The 17,574-nt window shown below is 60.5% G+C and carries 46 protein-coding genes; 45 read left to right on the top strand and 1 reads right to left on the bottom strand.

The features are described 5' to 3' along the window. Nucleotides 1-121 precede the first annotated feature (121 nt). The 8 genes from K2Q04_RS17125 to K2Q04_RS17090 are packed head-to-tail and all read left to right on the top strand — an operon-like array spanning nucleotide 122 to nucleotide 3,275. The gene (locus tag K2Q04_RS17125; protein WP_291165914.1) at nucleotides 122-409 is read left to right on the top strand and encodes a hypothetical protein; all 288 of its coding nucleotides are present in this window, start codon (nucleotides 122-124) and stop codon (nucleotides 407-409) included. Between the two features lies 1 nt (nucleotide 410). Then, nucleotides 411-842, top strand: coding sequence for a hypothetical protein (locus K2Q04_RS17120; RefSeq protein ID WP_291165913.1), 432 nt, complete (start codon nucleotides 411-413; stop codon nucleotides 840-842). After that, nucleotides 793-1,080, top strand: a complete 288-nt coding sequence (locus K2Q04_RS17115) for a hypothetical protein (RefSeq protein ID WP_291165912.1) — start codon at nucleotides 793-795, stop codon at nucleotides 1,078-1,080. Before K2Q04_RS17120 ends, K2Q04_RS17115 begins: the two co-directional genes overlap by 50 nt. Continuing rightward, nucleotides 1,077-1,319 carry a hypothetical protein gene (locus K2Q04_RS17110; RefSeq protein WP_291165911.1) on the top strand — a complete coding sequence of 81 codons (243 nt, stop codon included), beginning with the start codon at nucleotides 1,077-1,079 and terminating at the stop codon, nucleotides 1,317-1,319. Before K2Q04_RS17115 ends, K2Q04_RS17110 begins: the two co-directional genes overlap by 4 nt. After that, nucleotides 1,306-1,683 (top strand): hypothetical protein, encoded by a 378-nt coding sequence (locus K2Q04_RS17105; protein ID WP_291165910.1) that lies wholly within the window; start codon nucleotides 1,306-1,308, stop codon nucleotides 1,681-1,683. Before K2Q04_RS17110 ends, K2Q04_RS17105 begins: the two co-directional genes overlap by 14 nt. A 31-nt stretch (nucleotides 1,684-1,714) precedes the next feature. Then, nucleotides 1,715-2,413, top strand: coding sequence for a hypothetical protein (locus tag K2Q04_RS17100; protein ID WP_291165909.1), 699 nt, complete (start codon nucleotides 1,715-1,717; stop codon nucleotides 2,411-2,413). Then, entirely contained in the window at nucleotides 2,410-2,781 is a 372-nt protein-coding gene (locus tag K2Q04_RS17095) for a hypothetical protein (RefSeq protein WP_291165908.1), read from the top strand. The genes K2Q04_RS17100 and K2Q04_RS17095 overlap by 4 nt, the downstream gene beginning before the upstream one ends. Then, entirely contained in the window at nucleotides 2,778-3,275 is a 498-nt protein-coding gene (locus tag K2Q04_RS17090; RefSeq protein ID WP_291165907.1) for a hypothetical protein, read from the top strand. Before K2Q04_RS17095 ends, K2Q04_RS17090 begins: the two co-directional genes overlap by 4 nt. Nucleotides 3,276-3,364: 89 nt before the next feature. On the opposite strand, the gene K2Q04_RS17085 is transcribed toward K2Q04_RS17090, so the two are convergent. Next, nucleotides 3,365-3,496, bottom strand: coding sequence for a hypothetical protein (locus tag K2Q04_RS17085; RefSeq protein ID WP_291165906.1), 132 nt, complete (start codon nucleotides 3,494-3,496; stop codon nucleotides 3,365-3,367). A gap of 460 nt (nucleotides 3,497-3,956) precedes the next feature. Here K2Q04_RS17085 and K2Q04_RS17080 point away from each other — a divergent pair, with 460 nt between their 5' ends. From K2Q04_RS17080 to K2Q04_RS16900, 37 genes are all read left to right on the top strand, one after another. Beyond that, the gene (locus K2Q04_RS17080) at nucleotides 3,957-4,163 is read left to right on the top strand and encodes a hypothetical protein (RefSeq protein ID WP_291165905.1); all 207 of its coding nucleotides are present in this window, start codon (nucleotides 3,957-3,959) and stop codon (nucleotides 4,161-4,163) included. Further along, on the top strand, nucleotides 4,160-4,489 hold the full coding sequence (locus tag K2Q04_RS17075) for a hypothetical protein (RefSeq protein WP_291165904.1): 330 nt from the start codon (nucleotides 4,160-4,162) through the stop codon (nucleotides 4,487-4,489). The genes K2Q04_RS17080 and K2Q04_RS17075 overlap by 4 nt, the downstream gene beginning before the upstream one ends. Beyond that, nucleotides 4,489-4,839: a hypothetical protein gene (locus K2Q04_RS17070; RefSeq protein ID WP_291165903.1), complete on the top strand. Its 351-nt coding sequence runs from the start codon at nucleotides 4,489-4,491 to the stop codon at nucleotides 4,837-4,839. The genes K2Q04_RS17075 and K2Q04_RS17070 overlap by 1 nt, the downstream gene beginning before the upstream one ends. After that, a complete protein-coding gene (locus tag K2Q04_RS17065; protein ID WP_291165902.1) occupies nucleotides 4,832-5,212 on the top strand; it encodes a hypothetical protein in 381 nt (126 codons plus the stop codon). The genes K2Q04_RS17070 and K2Q04_RS17065 overlap by 8 nt, the downstream gene beginning before the upstream one ends. Before the next feature lie 85 nt (nucleotides 5,213-5,297). Then, nucleotides 5,298-5,480: a hypothetical protein gene (locus K2Q04_RS17060; protein WP_291165901.1), complete on the top strand. Its 183-nt coding sequence runs from the start codon at nucleotides 5,298-5,300 to the stop codon at nucleotides 5,478-5,480. Between the two features lie 54 nt (nucleotides 5,481-5,534). Further along, complete coding sequence (locus K2Q04_RS17055; RefSeq protein ID WP_291165900.1) at nucleotides 5,535-5,846, top strand: hypothetical protein; 312 nt, start codon at nucleotides 5,535-5,537, stop codon at nucleotides 5,844-5,846. A 91-nt stretch (nucleotides 5,847-5,937) separates the two neighbouring features. Beyond that, entirely contained in the window at nucleotides 5,938-6,279 is a 342-nt protein-coding gene (locus K2Q04_RS17050) for a hypothetical protein (protein ID WP_291165899.1), read from the top strand. Between the two features lie 85 nt (nucleotides 6,280-6,364). Next, nucleotides 6,365-6,547 (top strand): hypothetical protein, encoded by a 183-nt coding sequence (locus K2Q04_RS17045; RefSeq protein ID WP_291165898.1) that lies wholly within the window; start codon nucleotides 6,365-6,367, stop codon nucleotides 6,545-6,547. Between the two features lie 3 nt (nucleotides 6,548-6,550). Next, complete coding sequence (locus K2Q04_RS17040; protein WP_291165897.1) at nucleotides 6,551-6,742, top strand: type II toxin-antitoxin system HicA family toxin; 192 nt, start codon at nucleotides 6,551-6,553, stop codon at nucleotides 6,740-6,742. Continuing rightward, nucleotides 6,739-6,948: a hypothetical protein gene (locus tag K2Q04_RS17035; RefSeq protein ID WP_291165896.1), complete on the top strand. Its 210-nt coding sequence runs from the start codon at nucleotides 6,739-6,741 to the stop codon at nucleotides 6,946-6,948. The genes K2Q04_RS17040 and K2Q04_RS17035 overlap by 4 nt, the downstream gene beginning before the upstream one ends. 30 nt (nucleotides 6,949-6,978) lie before the next feature. Continuing rightward, nucleotides 6,979-7,230, top strand: a complete 252-nt coding sequence (locus K2Q04_RS17030) for a hypothetical protein (protein WP_291165895.1) — start codon at nucleotides 6,979-6,981, stop codon at nucleotides 7,228-7,230. After that, nucleotides 7,230-7,511 carry a hypothetical protein gene (locus K2Q04_RS17025; RefSeq protein WP_291165894.1) on the top strand — a complete coding sequence of 94 codons (282 nt, stop codon included), beginning with the start codon at nucleotides 7,230-7,232 and terminating at the stop codon, nucleotides 7,509-7,511. Before K2Q04_RS17030 ends, K2Q04_RS17025 begins: the two co-directional genes overlap by 1 nt. Next, a complete protein-coding gene (locus K2Q04_RS17020) occupies nucleotides 7,495-7,734 on the top strand; it encodes a hypothetical protein (RefSeq protein ID WP_291165893.1) in 240 nt (79 codons plus the stop codon). The genes K2Q04_RS17025 and K2Q04_RS17020 overlap by 17 nt, the downstream gene beginning before the upstream one ends. Continuing rightward, nucleotides 7,731-7,946, top strand: a complete 216-nt coding sequence (locus tag K2Q04_RS17015) for a hypothetical protein (protein WP_291165892.1) — start codon at nucleotides 7,731-7,733, stop codon at nucleotides 7,944-7,946. Before K2Q04_RS17020 ends, K2Q04_RS17015 begins: the two co-directional genes overlap by 4 nt. Nucleotides 7,947-7,960: 14 nt before the next feature. Beyond that, nucleotides 7,961-8,188, top strand: a complete 228-nt coding sequence (locus K2Q04_RS17010; RefSeq protein ID WP_291165891.1) for a hypothetical protein — start codon at nucleotides 7,961-7,963, stop codon at nucleotides 8,186-8,188. A 19-nt stretch (nucleotides 8,189-8,207) separates the two neighbouring features. After that, nucleotides 8,208-8,402, top strand: a complete 195-nt coding sequence (locus tag K2Q04_RS17005; RefSeq protein WP_291165890.1) for a hypothetical protein — start codon at nucleotides 8,208-8,210, stop codon at nucleotides 8,400-8,402. A gap of 24 nt (nucleotides 8,403-8,426) precedes the next feature. Then, on the top strand, nucleotides 8,427-8,645 hold the full coding sequence (locus K2Q04_RS17000) for a hypothetical protein (RefSeq protein ID WP_291165889.1): 219 nt from the start codon (nucleotides 8,427-8,429) through the stop codon (nucleotides 8,643-8,645). 9 nt (nucleotides 8,646-8,654) lie between these two features. Further along, nucleotides 8,655-8,861 (top strand): hypothetical protein, encoded by a 207-nt coding sequence (locus K2Q04_RS16995; RefSeq protein WP_291165888.1) that lies wholly within the window; start codon nucleotides 8,655-8,657, stop codon nucleotides 8,859-8,861. A gap of 32 nt (nucleotides 8,862-8,893) precedes the next feature. Beyond that, entirely contained in the window at nucleotides 8,894-9,121 is a 228-nt protein-coding gene (locus K2Q04_RS16990; protein WP_291165887.1) for a hypothetical protein, read from the top strand. A gap of 163 nt (nucleotides 9,122-9,284) precedes the next feature. Beyond that, nucleotides 9,285-9,503: a hypothetical protein gene (locus K2Q04_RS16985; RefSeq protein ID WP_291165886.1), complete on the top strand. Its 219-nt coding sequence runs from the start codon at nucleotides 9,285-9,287 to the stop codon at nucleotides 9,501-9,503. 11 nt (nucleotides 9,504-9,514) lie between these two features. Further along, a complete protein-coding gene (locus K2Q04_RS16980; RefSeq protein ID WP_291165885.1) occupies nucleotides 9,515-9,742 on the top strand; it encodes a hypothetical protein in 228 nt (75 codons plus the stop codon). An 11-nt stretch (nucleotides 9,743-9,753) separates the two neighbouring features. Then, on the top strand, nucleotides 9,754-10,113 hold the full coding sequence (locus K2Q04_RS16975) for a hypothetical protein (protein WP_291165884.1): 360 nt from the start codon (nucleotides 9,754-9,756) through the stop codon (nucleotides 10,111-10,113). Further along, nucleotides 10,106-11,227, top strand: coding sequence for a DUF6878 family protein (locus K2Q04_RS16970; protein WP_291165883.1), 1,122 nt, complete (start codon nucleotides 10,106-10,108; stop codon nucleotides 11,225-11,227). The genes K2Q04_RS16975 and K2Q04_RS16970 overlap by 8 nt, the downstream gene beginning before the upstream one ends. Beyond that, complete coding sequence (locus tag K2Q04_RS16965) at nucleotides 11,224-11,487, top strand: hypothetical protein (RefSeq protein ID WP_291165882.1); 264 nt, start codon at nucleotides 11,224-11,226, stop codon at nucleotides 11,485-11,487. The genes K2Q04_RS16970 and K2Q04_RS16965 overlap by 4 nt, the downstream gene beginning before the upstream one ends. After that, nucleotides 11,484-11,723, top strand: coding sequence for a hypothetical protein (locus tag K2Q04_RS16960; protein ID WP_291165881.1), 240 nt, complete (start codon nucleotides 11,484-11,486; stop codon nucleotides 11,721-11,723). The genes K2Q04_RS16965 and K2Q04_RS16960 overlap by 4 nt, the downstream gene beginning before the upstream one ends. Then, a complete protein-coding gene (locus K2Q04_RS16955) occupies nucleotides 11,716-11,973 on the top strand; it encodes a hypothetical protein (protein ID WP_291165880.1) in 258 nt (85 codons plus the stop codon). The genes K2Q04_RS16960 and K2Q04_RS16955 overlap by 8 nt, the downstream gene beginning before the upstream one ends. A gap of 337 nt (nucleotides 11,974-12,310) precedes the next feature. Then, nucleotides 12,311-12,604 (top strand): hypothetical protein, encoded by a 294-nt coding sequence (locus K2Q04_RS16950; protein ID WP_291165879.1) that lies wholly within the window; start codon nucleotides 12,311-12,313, stop codon nucleotides 12,602-12,604. Continuing rightward, a complete protein-coding gene (locus K2Q04_RS16945; protein ID WP_291165878.1) occupies nucleotides 12,597-12,734 on the top strand; it encodes a hypothetical protein in 138 nt (45 codons plus the stop codon). The genes K2Q04_RS16950 and K2Q04_RS16945 overlap by 8 nt, the downstream gene beginning before the upstream one ends. 105 nt (nucleotides 12,735-12,839) lie before the next feature. Continuing rightward, the gene (locus tag K2Q04_RS16940; RefSeq protein ID WP_291165877.1) at nucleotides 12,840-12,986 is read left to right on the top strand and encodes a hypothetical protein; all 147 of its coding nucleotides are present in this window, start codon (nucleotides 12,840-12,842) and stop codon (nucleotides 12,984-12,986) included. Beyond that, nucleotides 12,983-13,384, top strand: coding sequence for a hypothetical protein (locus K2Q04_RS16935; protein WP_291165876.1), 402 nt, complete (start codon nucleotides 12,983-12,985; stop codon nucleotides 13,382-13,384). Before K2Q04_RS16940 ends, K2Q04_RS16935 begins: the two co-directional genes overlap by 4 nt. Beyond that, the gene (locus K2Q04_RS16930; protein ID WP_291165875.1) at nucleotides 13,381-13,935 is read left to right on the top strand and encodes a hypothetical protein; all 555 of its coding nucleotides are present in this window, start codon (nucleotides 13,381-13,383) and stop codon (nucleotides 13,933-13,935) included. The genes K2Q04_RS16935 and K2Q04_RS16930 overlap by 4 nt, the downstream gene beginning before the upstream one ends. Before the next feature lie 81 nt (nucleotides 13,936-14,016). After that, complete coding sequence (locus K2Q04_RS16925) at nucleotides 14,017-14,928, top strand: hypothetical protein (protein ID WP_291165874.1); 912 nt, start codon at nucleotides 14,017-14,019, stop codon at nucleotides 14,926-14,928. A gap of 189 nt (nucleotides 14,929-15,117) precedes the next feature. After that, the gene (locus K2Q04_RS16920; protein ID WP_291165873.1) at nucleotides 15,118-15,570 is read left to right on the top strand and encodes a hypothetical protein; all 453 of its coding nucleotides are present in this window, start codon (nucleotides 15,118-15,120) and stop codon (nucleotides 15,568-15,570) included. A gap of 151 nt (nucleotides 15,571-15,721) precedes the next feature. Beyond that, the gene (locus K2Q04_RS16915) at nucleotides 15,722-16,096 is read left to right on the top strand and encodes a hypothetical protein (protein WP_291165872.1); all 375 of its coding nucleotides are present in this window, start codon (nucleotides 15,722-15,724) and stop codon (nucleotides 16,094-16,096) included. A gap of 51 nt (nucleotides 16,097-16,147) precedes the next feature. Continuing rightward, on the top strand, nucleotides 16,148-16,540 hold the full coding sequence (locus tag K2Q04_RS16910) for a hypothetical protein (RefSeq protein WP_291165871.1): 393 nt from the start codon (nucleotides 16,148-16,150) through the stop codon (nucleotides 16,538-16,540). Between the two features lie 60 nt (nucleotides 16,541-16,600). Then, the gene (locus K2Q04_RS16905) at nucleotides 16,601-17,155 is read left to right on the top strand and encodes a hypothetical protein (protein WP_291165870.1); all 555 of its coding nucleotides are present in this window, start codon (nucleotides 16,601-16,603) and stop codon (nucleotides 17,153-17,155) included. 4 nt (nucleotides 17,156-17,159) lie between these two features. Beyond that, entirely contained in the window at nucleotides 17,160-17,564 is a 405-nt protein-coding gene (locus K2Q04_RS16900) for a hypothetical protein (protein ID WP_291165869.1), read from the top strand. Nucleotides 17,565-17,574 lie beyond the last annotated feature (10 nt).

The raw sequence follows: 17,574 nt of genomic DNA, 5'->3' as shown, positions 1-17,574 counted from the left end.
CGACACAACGGATGGATGCTTGCTTCTGGCTCGACGTCCTCGACTGGCTGTTGGAGCGCCACCTCGAGACCAACGACGACAATATCGACCAGGCCATCGCCGCGATCGAGGCCACCGAGGCATGAGCGATCATCCCGACACGCTGTCTCTCAACATCTACCAGCGCGCCGTCGCCCGTACCTTCATGAATGGCGAATACCGCGAGCTGATGAAGTCGAAGGATTGGCGCGCCGACCTCGAAGCGTGCGACCCGCTGTTCCAGTTCCTGATGCGGGAACTCGCCTCAAGCGCCGATTGCGACAACGTCGAGGAGGCCAAGCGGCGCATCGAGCGCGCGATCGAGGATCTCGAGTGGGCCTGGAAGGCGGTCGCTCTGATCGGCGCGGCGAAGAAAAAGAAGGTGGCATGACATGGCGTATAATTACCGCAAGCCCGTGATCAACGACGCCGAGCGCAAGAAGGCGTTCCATCTTCATTGCCGCAGACAGCTCGAACGCCTCGCCGAAGAGCTCGGTCTCGACGATGACGACTACGACATCCGCTCGGTGCTCGGCGGCCCCGCCGTCTCCGGCGAGATCATCCTGCACGCCGACCAACTCTACGTCATGGCGCAGCAGTTGCCCGGTGGCGGCCGCGAAGGGCTGATGTTCCGCGCCTGCAAGAGCCGCAAGGATTACATAGGCGGCCAAAACCACTTCCTGGAGCTGATGTGGCTCGACAGCCCGAAGACGCTGGCTGAGCACATCAAACGCATCCTGCCCAACTGCACGCAGAAAGCACGGAGACGCACGCATGAGCGACGAAGCGACGACCGAGAGCTCCATAGCGCAGAAGAAGACTGAGGACAGCATCAGTATTGTCCGCAAGGCGATGGAGATGATAGCGCGCGGGCGGACTAAGTTCCTCGCCAAGAACAGCAAGCTGCCGCGCGAGCGGCCGCGAGCGGCTGCAGCGTGGGCGCACGCCTGCCTCACCGAGGCCGCCTTCATCTACCGCGATCTCGGGGGCATGCACATGGTCGAGCAGATGCTGCAGGATCATCTGCGGGAGATGCGCAAAATGGAAGGGGCCGGCTCATGATGGCGGAGACACGCGAGGCGCTGCGCCTGGCCTGGGGCGATGTCAAGCAGGCGCTGCGCTGGTACGTCGGGCATTGGCTGTTGCGCCGGGCCTTGCTGCTGTACGCGCCGGAAATGACGGAGAATACGCACTATTTCGCCAGGCAGCTCCTGATTTCGCTCGGCGATGATGCGGAAATGCTCCGAGCGCTGCGACGGGCACGCAATGATAATTTTGGAGCGCACGATGGACAGAGTTGAGACCGGCCCCTTGCAGTTCGAGCGCGACTGGCCGGGCGTCTTTATTCGCGGCGACCAGGCACTCTATTTTGGCGTGACGCTCAAGGCCTTGGCTTCCGGTATGCCGGAATCGGAAGACGATATGCTTGCCGTTATTCACAAAAAAACCATCGACGGTCTTGGCGATCTCTTGATGAGCTGCAATGTCCATGCCAGCAGCGCGATCAACCTGACGACGGTTCAGCGCGCCGACATTCTCCGCCTGATATTGCTCAGGGATGCGCTGACGGCCTGCCGAAGTTCGGTCACTATTGATCCGGAAGGCGTTGACCGGAAGCTCGCCGACATCATCGCCGACCTGGATGGGCTCCTCGCGCCGGCATGATATAATTGAGCCTTCATTGGAGCAATCACCCATGCCGTCGCCACTGATTGTCGAACGCCTGAAGCGCTGCGACGAAGCCCGCGCCCGCTGGCCGTTCGGCGCGTGGGACGACGAGCCCGATCTCAAGCAGTGGACTGATGAGACCTCAGGTCTCCCCTGCCTGATCCTGCGCAATCACATGGGCGCGCTGTGCGGTTACGTCGGCGTTGAGGAAGGCAATTCTCTCTTTGGCCGTCAGTACGATACGCCCTTGCCGAATTGGGCGACTTCGGTCGGCGAAGCCCTGTTGGAGGGTCCCGTCAAGCTCGACGCCAGCGACGGCTTTGGCGTCTTTGATATTTTTCTGTCGGCTATGAGCGGTGGCGGAGTGTCGTCGCTGACCGTCGGCCATCTCTTCCGCGCCCATGGCGGCATCACCTGGACCGGCAAACTCCAGGAGGCTCGCGCGCCGTTTGCAGACCATTGGTGGTTCGGCTTTGATTGTGGGCACGCCGGCGATTACGTTCCCGAGCTCGCGGGCCTACGTGCCATGATGGCGCGCGAAACCCTCGACGATCCGGTGATGCAGCAGTTGGCGGAGCTGCATAAGAAGCTCGAAGCGCTCCCTGGTTGGAAGCCGCCCAAGGATGTCTATCGCAATATAACCTACGTCGAGAGCTGGGTAACGCGCCTTGCCGGTCAGCTCGGCGAGTTCGCGACGCTCGAGGCGATGGAGACCCAAGCCGAATGATCGTCGAAACAGCCGACCTCAATCCCGCCGAGCGCGAGCTGATCGAGAGCTGGTGCGCTCGGCCGCTGAAGTTTGACGATGGCGCCATCGAAGACTTTCGCCAGGGCCTTTACGAGGGCGCGGCTGTGGTCGCGTTCCCGCCGCTGTGCGTGGTCAGGGCTAACCGTCCGCTGCGCATTCCGGAGCCGGGGCGCTTTGCCGTCGTCGCCGGTTATATCGAGGCTGATATCGGCGTCTGCCGGCTGGAAGACATGCTGGCGCAAGTCCCGGAGATCGACCGTGGCATGTGCGAACCCGACTGGCTCGAAATCGTCGGCTACCGCGATTACATGACGCCGGCTTACGTTGCGAGGGTATTCGGGAATTGAAGCGTACCTACTGGCTCCCGCTGTTCCTCATTCTGGCAGTCGGCGGCATCGGCGCTGCCGATATGCGACCGGACCCCGACACATGGCGAACCTACAATCCGGCCGTGACGCAGGAAACGATCGCCACCACGATCTGCGTGCCGGGCTACACGGCAAGCGTCAGGCCGCCGGTCTACATCACGCAACTCATCAAGAAGTGGCTCCTCGAAGCGCAAGGACTGACGTGGGCAGACGCCGATAAATACCAGCTTGACCATGCCATTAGCCTCTCGATTGGCGGCGAGCCCGGGGATCTTCAACATACGAGCAATTTTCAGTTGCAGTTGTGGGCCGAGGCACATCGCAAAGATAGGCTGGAAATTCAGGCAATGCGGTGCGTTTGCGCGGGCGTGGTGACGCTTGAGCAGGCCAGAACTGATATGGAGAATTGGCAGGAAGCGTATCGCCGTTATGCGAAATTTATATGTCGCCAGCGTGAGGCGCCTGCACCGTGATGTGTCCCGACTGCGAGACCGACAAAGAGCTAACGCCGGAGAACTTTCATTGGCGGCGTCCTGGGCTGCTCCGCGTCGACTGCTGTAAGTTATGTCGGAACGCCCGGCACCGCGCCAGCCACGCCGAAAATCGCACCGAGCGCAATGTCAGGAACCGTGAATATCGGCGGCGCCACAAGGCAGACGATGCTCGTCGCTCGCGTGAGTATCGCTCTCGCCATCCAGAGCGCCGCCGTCGATCGGCGTTAGCATACCACTATCGCAATAAACAGAAGGCAACTGAGCGTCAGCGAGCCCGTAGAGCAAAGGAAGTCAAGACCCCTAGGAATCGGCTCAATGATGCGATGCGCGCTGGCATATATTCCTCGTTGAGAGGCAAGAAGGCGAACCGAGCATGGCAAGTGCTTGCTGGATACTCCATCGAGATGCTTGTTGCGCATCTCGAAAGGCAATTTAAGCGCGGAATGACGTGGGATAACTACGGATCTGGATGGCACGTCGATCATGTCCGGCCGGTTTCTTCGTTCTCGTTCTCTAGCGCCAAAGACGCCGATTTTCGAGACTGTTGGGGGCTTGCCAATCTTCGGCCCCTCTGGTCGCGAGAAAACCTTTCGAAATCAGGAAAGAGGATTTTTCTGATATGACTCACAAGTACGCGAAGATGGTGTGCCGGAGGCCGCGATGAATGGGACATCAATCCTCTATCATTTCGAATGCCCGGTCTGCGGCTACGACGAGACCGAGTCGGGGCAGCTCGCGACCGAGGGCCAACGCTTTTGCGGGTTGTGCGCCGCCGACTGTGGCCCCGACGAGGTTCTGATAAAATGGCCTGAAATCGCAGGCAAATCGCGTGAGGAAGCACGCGCCATGAACGGAGCAAAACCATGAAGCATTTCTACCTGTCGTTCGCCGACGAGACGTTTCTCGGCGCTACCGTGGTCCAGGGCCACGATCTTGTGGATGCCGTCCGCAACGCCTGGGATCTCGGTCTCAACCCCGGCGGCCAGGTGCTCGGCGGCGAAGTGCCGGAGGAGATGCTGACGCAGCCCGATATCGCCATCTGTATCGGCCGGCTGGCAACGGCCGAAGAACTGCACGCGCTTGGCGCCCAGAGCCTGAAAGACATGCCGGAAGATAAGCAGCGCGAAATCGAAAAGGTCGCCGAGCGCGGCTGCGCCTGCTGCAACGGCAAGATCCGGGGCCATGTACACTGATGGACTTTCTCGATGCCGCCAAGCGGATGGTCGATAGATCCGCGATCCGAAAGCCTGGCGATGAAGAGCTCTTCGCCGATCTCCTCGCGATGGGATATAAGCACCTTCGCCGCAACGAGGCCGGTGATCTCCTTGGGATCATGGAGTTCATTTATACCTGGGGCCTCTGCGTCATTGAGGACCGCACCAGCTACTTCAAGCGCTACTGCTACAGCGGCCAGGGCGAGGCGCTGGTCGCGTGCGTGACCTGGGATGGCCAAGGTGATCCGCCCGGGAATTGGATCGTGGAGAAGCCTGGCGGCCGTTCGGGGCCAGGAGGCCGGCACGCCAAGGAGCAAGTCAATGAGTGATGAGACGAAGCCTCTGCCCTATCAGCCGAAGACCGACGCCGAACTCGAACAGTTGGCGCAGGACATTGTCGGCGGCTTGGTGTTTCACAACGTCTACCACAGCCACCGCATCGAGGTGGCCAACGTCGACCTCGAGCAGATCTGGATGCCCCTCGCGTTCATGGATAAGGCGGGGCGTGAGTGGCAGAAGGCAAACAATATCAATGCCGTCTACGAGTACCTCGATAAGGCGGGGCCGGGCTCGCTCAATGGCATGCCCGGTTTCATGTCCTGCCACTTCCTGAACGTCGATGATAGCCGGCGCCTACACACGCGGGTGACAGACATCGCCGCCTTCCACGAGCAGCGCCGGAAGGCAGCTGCTGGCGAATAAACGTTTCAGGACGCTTAATTTTTCGACTATGCACGGTGCTTGGCTCAATTAATGTCGTTTTATCAACGACATACGGAGCCAAACGATGACCGCGAATAGCACCTTCACTTATCTGTGCGAAGGTTCAACTAAGCGCTTTGGCGCATTCGTCAGTCTCCAGCGCGCCGACGGCAAGATCGTGTCCGTCAAGCCCGAGAAATTCGCAGAACTTAAGGCCGCCGGCAAAATTACCAGCTATCGCGTGCTGAACACCGACCCGCGCCACTGATTGCTTGATTGCAAAGTCAAGCACGGCTAGACTTTTATCTTCGGAGCTTCTCCCATGACCATTTCCACCCTCTCCCGCCCGCGCATTGCCCAGACGTTCAACGCGCTGGCCGAGCAGATCGACTTCCTCGACATCGAGAACTGGCCGCGCCTGGCGCTGCCGAAACGGCAGCTCAAAGGCGAATTTGCCATGGAATTGCGGGTCGTTCGCCTGCTTCGCCGCCGTCTCCGCGCGGCCATGGACACACACGACCCGAGCCTTATCGCCGCCTGCCGGCGCAGCCGTCGCGACGCCACCAAGGCCGCCATGATCGCGCGCGAACGCTGGAAGAACCCGAGGGCCTACTTGCGACCGCTCGGCCGGTAAAAAAGTATCATCCTGCTTGATTTCGCGTCTTGTGCCCCTGCGTGGCTCATTTACTGTCTGTTTATCAACCACTTACGGGACGGAGCATCCCATGTACATCACCGCAGCCGAAGTCCAAGTGAAGCGCGAGACGCTCGCCGCCGTCTTCAAGGGCTGGAAATTCGCCCTCCGCCTCTCCCCCGATAACCGCACGCTCACCGTGTCGGTGGTCGAGGCGCCCTACGACTACGGGTTCGACGGCCGCAAGCCCTGCTACGACGTCGACACCGAGCACTTAGCCGAGCAGTTCGACGGCGCCATGCTGAAGGCCTTGGAACGCGTGCTGATGATTGCCGCCGGCAACAGCCATCTGACGAAGCTCGAGATCGGCCACTGGCTGAACCGCCCCTTTAAGTACCGACCCGCGATCCCCGCGCAGGCCAAGGCTGCGTAACCGCCTTCTGCTGCCGGCGTGTCCCCTCCAGCTTCCGCGCCGGCAGCGGAAGACGATTACCGAACGACCACACGGAGCAACGACCATGAAGCGCGAAATCAAGAACCTGAAGCGGCTGGGTGAGCCCTGTTGCCCTGGCCACGATGAATGGCCGGCCTGGCCATCGAAGCACGGCTCGAAGTGCCGCCGGCGGGCCAAGGCGCTCGAGCACCGCTATGTGCGCCACGTGATGAAGCGGATCACCCGTGCCGAGGTCATGGAGGCCTGAGCCATGTGCTACCGGCGCGACATCGAAGAATTCGCTGTCGCTCGCGGTTGGACAGTCTCGCGTTCGAAGAACAACCACTTGCGATTTACGCACCCCGAGCGCGAAACGGTCTTCGGCTCTTCGACGCCGTCGGACCCGCGCTCGATCCTCAACATCATGGCGAAGCTGAAGCGGGCCGAACGGAGGGCTGCATGACCTTCATCATCAAGAACCAGCACGGCAAGATCATGGGCCGCGACGGCTGGCTGCTGTCGCCCATCTGCTTCGGTCCCGATCGCCGCGCGCCGATGCGCTTTGAGAGCGAAGCGGATGCCGAGGCGCACATTGCGACGCACGCGCCGGATTATCCGAGCTACCGCCTGAAGGTGGAGGCGGCGACTGAGACGGTGCTGCCGGTCTGATAAAATGCTCGGAGATGGAGGAAATCTGGCGTGAAAGAGTATTCCAGCGATCCCGACTACCGGGAGAAACGCATTGCCAGGCGTTCGAGCGACGCCAAGGCGCTTATCGAGTGCTTCCGCCGCGCCACCCGCCGTGAGCGCCGTCGGATCGCCGACAGCCTGAAGAAGAAGCCGCTCGTCATCGCCGCCGTCGTCCTTGAAGCGCACCTGACGCGCGACAAGGAGACGATCGATTGGATGGTCGAGCTCTGCGAGCACATCGCCAGGGAGCGCGTGATCTGATGAAAATCTTCCAGTTGGATATTCCAGTCTGGGCCACCGCCTACATCAAGGCAAAGACCATCGAAGAGGCCAGGCAGAAGGCTCGCACGCTGGCATCTGGCCAGCTTGACGCCGAAGGCAAAGACCAAGCCGACGTGCCGTTCTCGGGTCAGCGCTTCGAAGATCCCGACCTGCCGGACGTCAGCGTATCGCCAATCATGACGATCGGTCCTGATGACCTGATCGAGAAGGCGATCCAAGGCCTCTACGAGACGGAGGACCTTGATGACGAAGAAGCTTGATCTCGACCGCAAACGCGCCAGTCCCGATGACCCCTCCTCATTCGATGGCTATTTCGCCGAGGCCAAGCGTGGGCCAGCCAACATCCTCGAGGCGATCGATCCGAAGCCGCGCCCGCCACACGGCATTACCGAAGACGACCCGCGCGCCGTCGCTGTCGGTGAGGCCTATACGCGGATCGCCAAGGCCGTGCTCCCTGAGGCACCAAAGGAGGCAGGCGGATGAAGCCGATTGGGGAGATAGCGCTGGCCAATGGCGTGTCACGCGAGTGGTCCGGAAAAATCGCTGTGAGCGTCGATGACGACGGCGTTGTTATCCTAGAGATCGAGAAGCATCACACCGTCAGTTTGCGATTGCCGCCGACGCTTGCGCGGAACATGGGCGACCTGTTGCTGAAGGCGGCAGGGCCGAAGACGCCGAAATTGAAGATCGTCTAAAAGGAGACTTTAGAATGGAAGGTTCTGGATACTACCGCTGCGTAGAGCAAGGGCATCCTGGGGCTGAGTGGGCCGAAGGCTGCGGCTGGATTGTTTTCGATGAGCTTGCGAGAGAGCAAGGGAGCGTAAAGCTCGGAGATATTTTGTCGTTGGTTGAGAGCGTGAGAGCGCATGCTCAGGGCGGCGCTCGCGAGGCATTTGATCTCGGACGAAATTTCGAAGAGATCAACAAAGCCGCTTAACACCAAAGGAGGCAGGCGGATGAACCAGAATGTTCGCTCGTTGGTGGATGCGATGGCGCAGCTTTTGGACGACATGGGGGAAGACGGTCTTTGCGTCTGCGCTCTCGCAAAGGCGCACGCGCGCGTCGCGCTGCAACCGTTTTTAGACGACGATGGAGCGGGGTTGATGCCTCTCGACAAGGCAAATCAGATTATCGCCAATTGCGAATTTTAATTTCACACCCGAGGAGGCAGGCGGATGGGCAACAGCGTTGGCTATTGGGACTCGTGCTCGGGCTGCACTGATAGCGTCGATGGCTACATCAGTCATCGACTTTTCCCTATCCACCCGAAGCATCACGTTCACGTCGGCTCAGGCTGTGACGAGTGCAAAGGCAAAGGCATCGTGTTTCATCCGTTCACTAAGGCGGACGCGAAAGCTTTCGAAGAATGGGCGCGTGAGGAATGTAAGAGATAGGAGAACAGGATGTCACCTGACGAAATCAAGAATGTGCTGGCGCATCCGCCTCGTGGCGTGCCGCAAAGCATCGCGAGTGTCGTGATGCTGGAAAGCGAAAATTTTCCGGACATGTCCGGATCGTTCGCGGATGGCGCGCGATGGGCGTGCCAACAGATCATCGACAGGGCAGACCGCGCAGACGAGCTTTGCAAGCTCGTGGCATCGAATAAGTAGAAACCCATTTGTCAAAGAAACGAGGCAGGCGGATGAAACCGGAAAAGGCACTCGAAAAGATCAGCAGCGCGCTGTTCCCGACGCCTCGAAAAGAACGTGGCGGCCATCTCATCGATAGCGACGCCTACTATAATCTTGAGGGTGCGCTCATCGATCTCAAGAGGACGAAGGCCGATCCGGTCTGCATCAAAACGATAGAGCGAGTGCAGAAGCAAATTCACCAAGTGTCCCGCATCTTGATCGATGCCGGTGTAAAATAACGGAGCCAACGTGCCCGACCATTCTTGGATCAGAATTACGCGCACGACGGACCTTTGGACGAAGCCGCCGTACTGGTTTTGCGCGAAGTGCGGAACGAAGATCAAAACAGAGCCGAAGCCAGCTAGTGGCGGCTGCTCGTTGGAGAAATAAGGAGGCAGGCGGATGACGCCGAAGGAGATCATCGAAGACCTTCGCAAAGACCTCTGTGCGCTGTGTGAAGAGACGGAGGAAAAGTGCGCCGCTGAGGCTGCCCGAGACACCGAAGGCAAACCGGGCGCGTTCGCGCGTGGGCGGATTTACGAAGCGAAAGGCATCCGGCGCACGATGGGCGAAATGTTTCGCATCGCGAAGCAAAAGCTTGACGAAGAAGTTGTCAGCTAAGGGAGAGCAGGATGGCGACGCAGACAGAGATGCTAAAACAGCAACTCGCGGACGCGACAGGCGACGCCGCTCAGGCGGTTGCCATCCGCGACAAGCGCATCGCGCAGCTCGAACTGGCCATCGAGCTTGCCGCCAACGCCCTTGAGGCATCGTACAGCGACTTGCCAAAGGACAAATATCCTGGGCCGCCGACGGCGATCATCAGCAATCTGCGCCACGCTTTGGCGCTAGGGAAGTAAGGAGGGTTGAGGTGACGCATCCGCACTTTCATGCCGTGAGTTCCGCCCGCATGTTCGGTGGCAAGCCTGAGGACTACCTCGAGATCCACAACTGGTTCGACGCCACCAAGGAAAGTTTTGCTGATTTCCGTCACCGGGCGCTGCGCCATCACGCCGAGGGCATCTTCGAGTGCGAGCGCGTGTTCGGCGTCACGCTCACCAACAGCGACGGCAAGACCGTGCCGGTGCGCTACGTCGCCGAGCAGCACGTGATGGAAGACTTGGGACAGATCCCAACCATCGCCGACTGGCTGTCGAAAATCACCCCTGAGCCGTGGATGGCCCGCGCCACCAAGGTCGGCGCTAAGCGGGAGAACGTGCAGTATGAGTGAAACAGTTGCGACGATCGGCGAGCGCCTGGCGCTGCTGCCGCAGAAGACCGCCGAACCGATCCGGCAGCTGATGAAAACCGGTCAGCTGACCGATGATGTCGTCAATATTGTCCTCGACGCCGGCGAGCTGGCCGGCGACAAAACCCGGCTCGTTGGCTTCGCGGCCGGCTTCCTGTGCATGCGAAGCCAAAACATTCCGGTCGCCGATACCATCAAGATGGCGAAGCAGCACGGCCGGCGCGTCAATCTCGCCTGGAGTCCGGCGCGCTGGAAGGACGAGCACAATCGCTTGTCGCGCCTCGCCACGATGAAGCATCTGCAGGCGGAAAATCTCCGCTACGACATGTCGGAGTTCACGAAGCACTTGCCGGAACGCTTCCCGGGCTACGTCATCCAGTCGAGCCGCCGCCTCGGCATGGAGGGGCTCAGACAACGCCACTGCGTGGCGAGCTACCATCGCATCGTCCTTTCAGGCGCCTCTGCCATCGCCGCCGTCTTTCTCGACGGCCAGCGCTGGACAGTCGAGTTGAAGAAAACCGGCAATCCAGAGGCGCCGCTGACGATTGCGCAGCTCAAGGGCCGCGACAACCGCCTGCCGACTAAGCCCCAGCGCGACGCCATTGCAGAGCTGCTCGGCATCAAGAGCCTCAAGACCGATGTCGAGACCGAGACTGACCACGGCTACATGGATACCCTGCGCCGTGTGCTGCCGGTCCTGCGCGCCAACGGCGTCACGCAAGTCGAGGTCTATTTCGACGGCTCAGGCGACAGTGGCTCAATCGAGAGCGTCGATTTCAAGCCCGACTCGGCGCGCGCCGCCCAAAACCTCACCATCGAAGTCATGCAGAATGAGCGGCAGTTCGTTGCTGGACGATGGGTGTCCGTGCGGGCGCCGGCAACGATAAGCCTCGTTGAGGCCATCAGAAGCCTCACCGACAATTATCTGAACGAGGCGGACGTCGATTGGTACAACAACGACGGCGGCTATGGCTATCTGACGATCGACGTCGTCAGAGGCACGGTCAATCTCGACATCTCGGTACGCACGACAAATTCGGAGAACGCGTTCCTGCGAGAGATCGACATTCTAACCGGCGAGAACCTCGAAGAATGAGCCGCACCATCTACAAATACCATATCGACACGCCGGACAAGATGCTGCGCCTGCCGGCACCGGAACCCCTGTCGGTCGGCATGCAAGGCGAGGAGATGATGCTGTGGGCGGCGGTAACGCCTGGCGCCACCGAAAGCGAGGTCTACGTCAAGATCGTCGGCACGGGGCATCCTTGTCCGGCCGAGCCGTGGAAATTCCTCGGCACCGTCTTTGACGGCAGATACGTCTGGCATGTCTTCTGGAGGATGGTCTCGCCATGAACAACGACGACCGCGATGCTGACGCCTGTCTGTGGGCCAAAGAGCTTGGGCTCGGAGAAACCCTCTTCAAGAGCGTGCCCTTGGGTGCCCGCTTCGTCTTCGACCGCGATCACTTCGGCAAGGATTACGCTATCCTCATCAAGTGTGCGAATGGCTACCGCCACGAGGTCGGCGGCCGCATCTGGTCGACCGGGGCGCGCACTGCCTGCTTCGTCCTGGATAACGGTGATGCGTGAGCCGCGCGAAAACCTGACGGCGACACCGGAAGATTTGAACCTCGTCGACGGCAAGCGACTGCCAGAGCATGTCACGCTCGGCTATATGGTGCCGGCCACGGCAGACGATGTTGCCCGCATGCTCGCTGCCGATCCCTTCAGTGGTCACGGCCGTTCGAATTGGGTGTGGGTGCGCCTCGCCAACGGCGACCTGATGCTCGCCACTTTTCCGCAAGGCGATACCTACGAAAGCTTTGTTTTCAAAGTCTAGTCAGGCTAGACTTTGTGGGTTGACCTCGCGAATTACGGTCTGTTAATATAGTGATCGAACGAAGGTTCGTGTTTGGGTCACGCGCAGCAAGGGAGTCTCGGTTCGTGAAACTTGACCTGATCGACATCGCTGCGTCTCCGTCTCGCGTCCAGCGCAGGCGGACCTAACGCATTCTCACGACAACGGTCTTAGGGCGCAACCAGCGACGCTGACTGACGTCAGCGTGGAGCGGCAGCTATGGCGATTCTGATCTTCGGGCTTTGGGGCCTCCTCGCGTCGATCGCCGTCGGTACGGGAGTGGCAATCACGATTTTGTAGCAAGTGAAAGGAGGGCGTCATGGTGACGTTGACGATGAACGAAGCACAGCGGCGACACTTGGGACGGGCCCGGGTGCACATGGCCGGCGCGATGCGCCAGACGAAGGGCTTCCTCACCGTCACGCATGGTGAGGCCCGCCACTTCCTGCACGGCAAGGGCGAGAAGATCGGCAAGATCTACCATGGCGCGGATCACGCCGCGCATGCGGTCGCCTACGGCTCTCTCTGGCTCGGCTACCACGAGCTCTACGTCCACATGGGGTTCATCCTCATGCTGGCGGCGCTCATCGCCTGGCTGGTGCTGCATGAGTGAGAACCATCGCAAGGAGCTGTTGGCCTTCGGCTTCGCGCTGCAGGCCATCCTCCAGCTCATGCCCGGCGCCATCGCGGCTGCGGTGCTGCTCGGGTTCGCGCTGTCGCTCGTCTGGCTCTTTCTCTTGTGAGGGCCGGATGATCGAGATCATCGCGCTGCTGTGGACGTGGTCGAAGGTGCCGGCACTCATCGGTGTCGGCATCTGGGCCTCCACTCAACTCAAGGACACCGACGGATGATGTCTCTCCTGGCTGAAACGGCGATGAGCGCCACCTCCTGTCCGCAAGCAACGGGCTTGATCGCCCAACTCAACACGCTGACGTGGCCGGCGGCGGTCGTTATCGCCGCCGGCCTCATTGGTTTCGGGATCATGTTGAAATGAGCTATTGCCGCTGGTCGAGTGCCGACTGGTCTTGCGACCTCTACTGCTACGAGGATGTCGCTGGTGGGTGGACGACGCACGTCGCCGTAAACCGCATCGTCGGCGACGTCCCGAAGACGCCGGATTGGCCCGACAAACGCCTGGAGCCGGGCAGTCCCGAACTCATGGCTTGGGCCGCAGCGATGTCCGCCGCCATGAAGGCGCAGGACGACTGGCTGGACACGGCCGATCGCGTGTCGATCGGCGGGCCCTACGATGGCCGGACCTTCAACAGTCCGACACTTGAGGAATTCAAGGCCCTGCTGCTCGAACTCCGCGCCGCCGGCTACCCCTTTCCCGATTACGTGCTCGAGACCGTCAATGCTGAAATTCAAGAAGGAAGGGACCCGGCACAATGAGTGAGCGCAGAGAAGAAGCCCCACCGTACAACACACCGATCACCGGCTGGGTCATCGACCCGATCAAGCGCGAGATCGTGCCGGGAACGTACCGCGCCCGCAATTACCAATCGATCTATCCGCTGATCTCGGAAGCACGCTGGCCGGTCGATACCTTCACCATCGTCGAGCTCTCGCATGGCGACACCCTCTACGTCGACGACAACGGGCTTTTGCACCGGCCGATGTGCCCGTTCTTCTTCCTGATCAACGGCTACCGGCAGCCGCTCATCCAGAAGGGCCTGGTGCTCGGCACCAACAGCGAGGGCGAGACGATCGCGCCCCTGGTGACGCGCGAGCAGCTGATTGCCGAGGTCACCTTCCTCGAATTTCTGATGCCGGTTAACGCGGCGCTGGCCTTCAACTATTGGAAAGCCTCCGACCCCGACGCCGAGCCGAGGGTGGTCTTCCTCTTCGACGGCAATCCAGACGCCGCCTGGGAGCTCGATGAAAATAACGTCCAGCGGCGCGCCCAGGACTTTCCCTACCGTCCGACCTACGGCGCCGCCTGATGGGCGCGGCGCAAGCGCCGGCGACTATCCCCAAAAAGGGGGATGGTCAGAACGCTGTTTTGCTATAGGGAGGATTAACAGTTGAACCGGCAATTCGAGCCCATGTTAGCGTATCAAGAGAACCCCGATCTCACGGCCCTCGCCTACCCGAAACTGGTCTCTCTGAAGATCGATGGGTTTCGCTGCCTGATCCGCAACGGCCTGCCGATGACGCGGGAACTGAAGATCATCCGCAATCGCCACATCCGCAAGGCCATGCAGGGGATGCCCGATGGCTCCGACGGTGAACTGATCGTCGGCGCACCAACGGATCCGGATGTCTTCAACAAAACCCAGCGCGCCGTCACGACCGAGGCCGGCCAGCCTGATTTTTCCTATTGGGTCTTCGACGATTTCTCGGTTCCCGGTGAACCGTTCCGGATGCGCCTCGAACGGCTAAAACAAAAACTGGCCGGCGTCGACCTGCCGTGGCTCAGGATCGTGGCGCAGCGTCCGGCCTACGGCCACGCGGAGATCGAGCCTTGGATGGATCAAGCCGTCGCCGCCGGCTACGAAGGCCTGATCCTGCGCGACCCCGAGGGGCACTACAAATTCGGCCGGTCGACGCTGAAGGAAGAGCTGCTCTTGAAGTTCAAGCGCTGGCACGACAGCGAGGGCGTGATCGTCGGCTGCTATGAGCAGCGCAAGAATACCAATGTCGCCGAAACCTCGGCCACTGGAAAAACCAAGCGCTCAACGAAAAAGGCGGGGATGGTGCCGGCCGGGACTCTCGGCGGCGTCCATGTGCTCTGGCATAATGGGCGCGATAAGGTCGTGTTCGATCTCGCCGTTGGCGGCACCGACGCGTACGCCCAGGAACTCTGGGACACCCGCGCCGAATTGCACGGAAAATTAGTGTCTTTTAAGTACCAGCGGATTGGCAGCAAGGGAAAACCGCGCCATCCGACCTGGAAGGGATTGAGATCAAAGGACGATGTGGGATCATCGGCATAAGGACCACTGTTTTCGCCAGATCGAAAACAGCGCGAGCCACAGGCCCTGATGTGAAAACTACTCAGTTGACGATGGAATTGGACGAGCACTAAACGTCAGATCGGGAACAACCGTCACAAACGGCCGTTCCATCTGCGTTGCTTTGAAGAAACGTACCATGAGGCATCAGCGTACCCACGAGGCATCATAATGAACTTGGAGCGCTTGCTCGAAGTCGTCCGAGATACCACTGAGATCCTGCGCGACGGCAGTACGAGCGACCACACCAAATTGACGATCGTCAATCTGGACACGCAAACTCTTTCCTCCCTCGCCCAATTCCTGAAAGCCGCCGCGCAGGACGCGTTGATCGTCGGCGTGCATCAGGCGCGTGCCGTGGGCATCAAGACTGAGCTCCTCGGTCTCCTTGGCAACCGGGAATTCCACTTCCCAAACAATCGCGCGACGGCGCGTGACCTGGCGAACATCACCGGCAGCGATGAGATCGCACTCCGCCTCTCGGCGGTCGGTCAAGCCCTTGGCATTTGGCGCGTAGAAGCCGCCACATACTTCAACGGCGAAGCGTCGAAGCGGGCGGCCGGGCTGACGCTGCTGGTCATCTCGGGCTTCGATTTCAACCCGTTTGCCACCCTGGTTTCTTAAACCAGAAAGTCTCGCGATCCTTGACCTGCACCGGGATAGCGGCGTGAGATTGTCTGCCATACAAGCCACATTCCTGTGGGAGTCGGCTGAATTTCGTCTGACATGAAAGTCTCGGCGTGCTAGACTATCAGTCGTCAAGAAAGGTGAAACCGTGGCTGATGCTCATACCGTTCCCGATCCGCAGGACGAGCTTGTCGCGACCAAGCTGATGCTCCTGAGGCCGGGACGCATGCCGATCCTCTACGAGCGCACGATGCGCACGGCGCCGAGCCTCAAGGAGATCAAGGCCCAGATCGAACCATTGCTCGGCCTGAGGCCGCTCGAGCGAGTCGCCGTGCTCTACGAGGGTCAGCAGCTCGACATGTTCGTCGATGAGATGAGCGCGCTCGACGAGCTGCCGCGCAACGACGTCGCGACTTCCATCTACCGCAACAACTGGCTGACGCAGTATTCGGACACCGATCCCGAGATGCTGCCGGCGATCTACGGACCCGCCGTGTTGGCGATGCGCCGCATCTGGTTCTGACCCGAGACTTTCAAGTGCCGCGTTTTTTGCCCTCGAACTCTAGAACGCAGCATGACGTACAACGGCTATGGCTACATCGGCTTCCCGACCTCTGGAAAGGGCGTGCCGATGCGCATTGAAGCCCATACCGCTTATGGCAACGTTGTCGACGACGTCGGGAACGTCATCGAGGTCTTGCCCTGCGTGATCATCACCTGGCGCAAGCTCGGCATCGAGAAGCCCGTGCTCGACAAGATCTACACGCCCCGTACCGTCGCCTGCGAAAATGGCCGCGAGGCCGAGTGCCTGCTCGCACATGCCGCCAAGGTCGTCGATGCGACGACTGCCAAGTGGGAAGGCTATCGCCTGGAGCGGCTGGGGGATTTCGAGAAGAAGTCTCGGGCGATTTCGAGGCGCCGGCGGGGCCGTCAGACTGGGACCCGCCGATCGCCGGTGCTGAGCTGAAAGCGCGAAAAAACGTCTAATATAGAGTGACAGGGCGCGTGTGGGATTGGAATTGAATGCATGACGGATCTCTTCACTGACGAGCGCGACGTGATCGCAAAGCGGCGCGTGTCGCTGCCGACGATCACCGTCTGGCAGCCGTGGTCGCTGTTGCTGGCGCGCGGCGCCAAGCGGCTCGAGACGCGGCACTGGCCGCCGCCGGAAAATCTGATCGGCAAGGAGTGGGCGATCCACGCTGCTGCCCGGCCACCACGCGCGAGCGATTGCTCGCCGCTCGAGAGGCTCGCCATCGAGAAAGCGATCGGTCTGCCGATGGAGCACTGGGGAACATTGGCGCGCGGCGCCATTGTTGCGACCGCGAGACTTGCCGGCGCCTACCGGGCGTCGCGTCTCCACGATGACCATGTCGACGTCGGTGTCCGGCTGCCAGGATCGGAGAAGGGTCTCACATCCTTCGTCTTCATGACGGGTGAAGCGTGGTTCGGCGACTATCGCGCCGGTCGCTGGCTCTGGCACTTCGACAACGTCCACATGCTCGAGGTGCCCATCATCCAGAAGGGTGCGCAGGGGATTTGGACTTGGAGTGGCGAACTGCCCATCCGGGATGAGGATTGAGTGCATGGCGACACGACCTGCGCATGGGTGGCAAATCACCAATCACGCGGTCGAACGCTATAGAGAACGGGTGCTGGGTTGTCCGGAGCGAACACGCTCTGCCGGACAGCTCCGCATCGCAATCGAAGGGCAGCTTGCCTTCTTTGCCTCGCACTACATCAAAGGCAATGTGCAGACCATTCCGTGCGGACCGCGTTGGCGGATCAGCAAAACCTTTCGTCACGTCTGCGAGAACCCGACGCACATCTTCATCGCCGTCGATGGCATCGTCTTGACGACGTACGGGTTCGGCATGGTCATTTCCGAAAACCTCGAGCGTGGCTTGATGAGAAAAGCGCGAGAGATTCGAGATCAAAAACTGCAACGCGGCCGGCGGGTGTTCGAGCAGATCCTCAAGACGCGCGCCTAATGTCCCTGAT

The sequence above is a fragment of the Hyphomicrobium sp. genome (assembly GCF_019753045.1).
Classification (GTDB): Bacteria; Pseudomonadota; Alphaproteobacteria; order Rhizobiales; family Hyphomicrobiaceae; genus Hyphomicrobium_B.
The sequence above is the reverse complement of the archived record's forward strand: the minus strand, read 5'-3'. Positions and strand labels throughout refer to the sequence as shown.